A 3,895-nucleotide genomic window follows, 5' to 3' on the forward strand; every position below is an offset into this window, starting at 1 on the left:
TTAATAAATAATCAACATTATAAATTTGAAAGTCCTGAAAGTTTGATTCATTCATCATCTGTGATTAAATAAGAGAAAAGGCCAGAAAGGATGAGTTTTTTGAATAAAAATGTCATACGATCCATTACTGTTATATCAGTCCTATTTTGCCTCCTCTGGCTGATCGGTCTTGGCTTTGCAGTGGGTGAGTATTATGCAGGAAAACCGGAAAAGGTTCCGGAAACCAGCACGGTATCGAAAGTGGAAAACAAAAAAGGATTAACCATCCTGGCACTGGGCGATTCACTCACACGTGGAACGGGTGATGAGACTGGTAAAGGATACGTCGGCGTTTTAATGGATGAAATTAAGGAAAAAACAAAGCGTCCTGTTCAGTTAACAAATCTCGGGATCAATGGGCAAAGATCGGACCAGCTAAGAAAGCAAATCGGAGAAAAGGAAGTACAAAGACAAATCCAAAAAGCTGACATGGTGCTCGTAACAATTGGCGGAAACGATTTATTTAGAGGCGGACAAGGGTTAGTTGACTTCCAAGCAGGAAACATTGCTGCTATTGAGAAGAAATATCTTGATAATTTGAAATTTATTTTCGAACAAATTCGTAAAAGCAATAGCAAGGCAAACGTGTTTTTTATTGGATTATACAATCCCTTTATTGAATTGAATCAAGGAAAAGAAATGTCAAAGGTCGTTCGTCACTGGAATTACGACAGTGCAGAAGTAAGTGCAGCTTTTCCTAAAATCGTATTTGTTCCTACATTTGATTTATTTGAACTGAAAGTTAATGATTATCTTTATTCTGACAAGTTTCATCCAAATTCAAAAGGGTATCGTTTAATTGCCGAAAGAGTGGCTTCATTACTCACCTGGTAAGGAGAGGGAAATATATGGAGAAAAAAATCACATTATCAGTTAAAAATTTAAAAAAAGTAATCGGAAGAAGAGAGATAATTAAGGACTTGACTTTTGATTTGCATGAAGGGGAAGTATTCGGCTTCCTTGGACCAAACGGGGCCGGCAAAACAACCACCATTCGTATGCTTGTAGGCTTGATAAAGCCGACTTCTGGCAGTATTCAAATTTGTGGAAACAATATTGAAGACCATTTTCAAGAAGCGATGACCAGCCTTGGCTGTATTGTTGAAAATCCGGAATTGTATCCATACTTATCAGGGTATAATAATTTGCTCCATTTTGCCCGAATGCTTGATAATGTTGACGATGAGAGAATAAGAGAAGTTACTGAACTTGTTGGATTGACGGAAAGGATTCATGATAAGGTGAAAACCTACTCCTTAGGAATGAGGCAGAGATTAGGAATTGCTCAGGCACTCCTGGGAAAGCCTAAAGTATTAATTTTAGATGAACCCACAAATGGGCTGGATCCGGCAGGAATACGCGAGATGCGGCAGTTTATCCGTTTTTTGGCAGAAAAAGAAGGATTAAGTGTGCTCGTTTCAAGCCATTTATTGAGTGAAATCCAACTTTTATGTGACCGAGTGGCGATTATTTCTAAAGGAGTCATTATCCGTGTTGATACGGTACAACAGCTTCTGGAGAATCGAGAAAGAGTGGTTTGGCACATAGATCCATTTGAAAAAGGAAAACAAGTATTAAGCTCCTTAACATCCATAGAGGAAAAAGACGATCAAACCATTTTAACAGAATTCGATGAAAAGAAGACACCGGAATGGAATAAACGGCTCGTAGAAGCAGGAGTGTCTGTCATTGAAATCAATCGAAAAATGCCTGTACTCGAAGACTTATTCCTCGAATTAACCGGGGGTGATACGATTGAATAAACTGATTCAAAATGAAATGATGAAGCTGATAGCGAAAAAACGCTTGATTGTCATTGCCATCATAATCGGTATTCTCGTTATGTTATTTACATATGCACAGTATAAGCAGGTTCAAACTCAGCGGGAAAAATTAGGGACCAGTGACTGGAGAACAATTTTACAGCAGCAGATTGTCGATACGACTAATCGGTTAAGCAGCAGCCGAATTTCAGACGAATGGAAAAAACAACTTCAAATCTCTTTACAGCAGCAGCAATATTATTTGGACCATGACATTAATCCAGCAGAGCCGGGTGCCCCAACGTTCATGAGGATTTTCCTGGAAAGCTCGATTGATTTATTTATCCCTTTAATGGTCATGGTCATAGCCAGTGATTTGGTCTCTTCTGAACATAGTCTTGGCTCGATAAAGCTGCTTTTAACAAGACCTGTGAAACGGTGGAAAGTGCTCTTAAGTAAATACATAACTCTCTGTTTAGCAGTGTCATTAGTGATTGCGATTGCTGGTATTTTGTCTTATGCCATTTCTGGGGTTGTTTTTGGCTATAAAGGGTGGGGAGCCCCGATTTTAACAGGATTTAATGTGACGGATACAGGTTTAAATACGTCAGAAGTCAAGCTTTTAAGTCTGTGGAAGTTCTTGCTAATGGATTTTGGGCTTGTATGGTTCGTTTCTATCGTAGTTGGTACTTTATCTTTTATGTTATCCGTTTTGATTCGGAGTACGGCGGCTGGTATGGGCGTAATGCTCGCTGCATTAATTTCAGGTGCAATTTTAAGTAATATGGTTTCATCTTGGGAATCAGCAAAATATTTTTTTATGGTCAATTTACGATTAACCGACTACATGAAAGGTACGGCACCACCCATTGAAGGAATGAATCTTTCATTTTCAATGATGGTTTTGTTTGTTTGGTGGGCAGCAGCCCTTCTTGTTTCCTTTATAGTGTTCACAAAAAAAGATGTTTATTAATAATGACTATTTCCGTGCCGGCGGAAATAGTTTTTTTATGCCTAATTTAAATTTGATAGAAAATTATTAATTTTATAAAATAGAAGTGTATAGTTAAAGAACTGGAGGGGTCAGTATGTCATTTACCATTAAAAAAATCGATCATGTTCAGCTTGCGGGACCAAAAGGCTGTGAAGAAGCTGCAAGAGAATTTTTTGGTGAAATCCTTGGATTGGCTGAGGTTGAGAAACCAGAGGAATTAAAAAAACGCGGCGGGGTTTGGTTTGAATTCAGTACCTTCCAAATCCACATTGGAGTGGAGGAACCATTTGCACCAGCTAAAAAAGCACACCCGGCTTTCGTAGTTGAAAATATTGAAGACTTAAAAGCCCGCCTTCAGGAGAAACAAGTTGATTTTACATCTGACGATAATCTTCCTGGAGCTTCACGGATTCATGTCCACGACCCCTTCGGAAATCGTATGGAATTTTTGGAATGGGTATAGAAGTTTATAATGAAATTATCAGTTATTAATAGTCAACAATATGAATTACTTAAAGAGGAAAGTTCTTTTTGGGATCAAAAAATTGCGGAAATACTGATCCAGGAAAAATTCCCGTTAACTGACATTCGTAGATTTCATTATGGTGCCAACATTGTTTACAGTTTCGGAGGAAATCAATTTGTCATAAAGTTATTTCCTAAGCACTTAAATGAACAGTATACGCGAGAATTAGAAGTTCTCACAATTCTTGAAGGAAAAATAAAAATCGTCGATACACCAAAACTGGTCAAATATAGTTCATTTGAAGGCTGGAATTTTTTAATCATGACCCAGCTGCAGGGGGAACTGTTAATTGATATTTGGGATCGATTAACAAATGAGGAACAAGAGAATCTAAGTAAAGATTTAGGAAAAACGATAAAAGAATTTCATGAAGTTCCGATTACCGGTTTAAAACAATTTCCAAGTAATTGGAACGGTTTCATAAAAGAACAGTTCAAAAATATGAAGCATTACCACCAAAATATGGAGTTAAATTCAAATTTATATTCAGATTTAGATTTATATGTGGAAGAAAAATATATTAACACAAATCCTGAGAATAAATTGCTTACTGGTGAATACACTCCTTTTAAT

General features: G+C 37.3%; 5 protein-coding genes. All 5 read left to right on the forward strand.

Translation table 11 applies throughout. The annotated features are described in order from the left end of the window. Window positions 1-99: 99 nt before the first annotated feature. Window positions 100-873 (forward strand): SGNH/GDSL hydrolase family protein, encoded by a 774-nt coding sequence (locus V7161_RS29575; RefSeq protein WP_335716343.1) that lies wholly within the window; start codon window positions 100-102, stop codon window positions 871-873. A 14-nt stretch (window positions 874-887) separates the two neighbouring features. After that, window positions 888-1,802 carry an ABC transporter ATP-binding protein gene (locus V7161_RS29580; RefSeq protein ID WP_335716344.1) on the forward strand — a complete coding sequence of 305 codons (915 nt, stop codon included), beginning with the start codon at window positions 888-890 and terminating at the stop codon, window positions 1,800-1,802. Continuing rightward, window positions 1,795-2,775 (forward strand): ABC transporter permease, encoded by a 981-nt coding sequence (locus tag V7161_RS29585; RefSeq protein ID WP_289982996.1) that lies wholly within the window; start codon window positions 1,795-1,797, stop codon window positions 2,773-2,775. The genes V7161_RS29580 and V7161_RS29585 overlap by 8 nt, the downstream gene beginning before the upstream one ends. Window positions 2,776-2,890: 115 nt before the next feature. Beyond that, window positions 2,891-3,259, forward strand: coding sequence for a VOC family protein (locus V7161_RS29590; protein WP_335716345.1), 369 nt, complete (start codon window positions 2,891-2,893; stop codon window positions 3,257-3,259). Window positions 3,260-3,268: 9 nt separating this feature from the next. Beyond that, on the forward strand, window positions 3,269-3,895 hold a 627-nt coding region (locus tag V7161_RS29595; RefSeq protein ID WP_335716346.1), incomplete at its 3' end, for a phosphotransferase.

The organism is Neobacillus drentensis (assembly GCF_036965425.1).
Classification (GTDB): domain Bacteria; phylum Bacillota; class Bacilli; order Bacillales; family Cytobacillaceae; genus Neobacillus; species Neobacillus drentensis_F.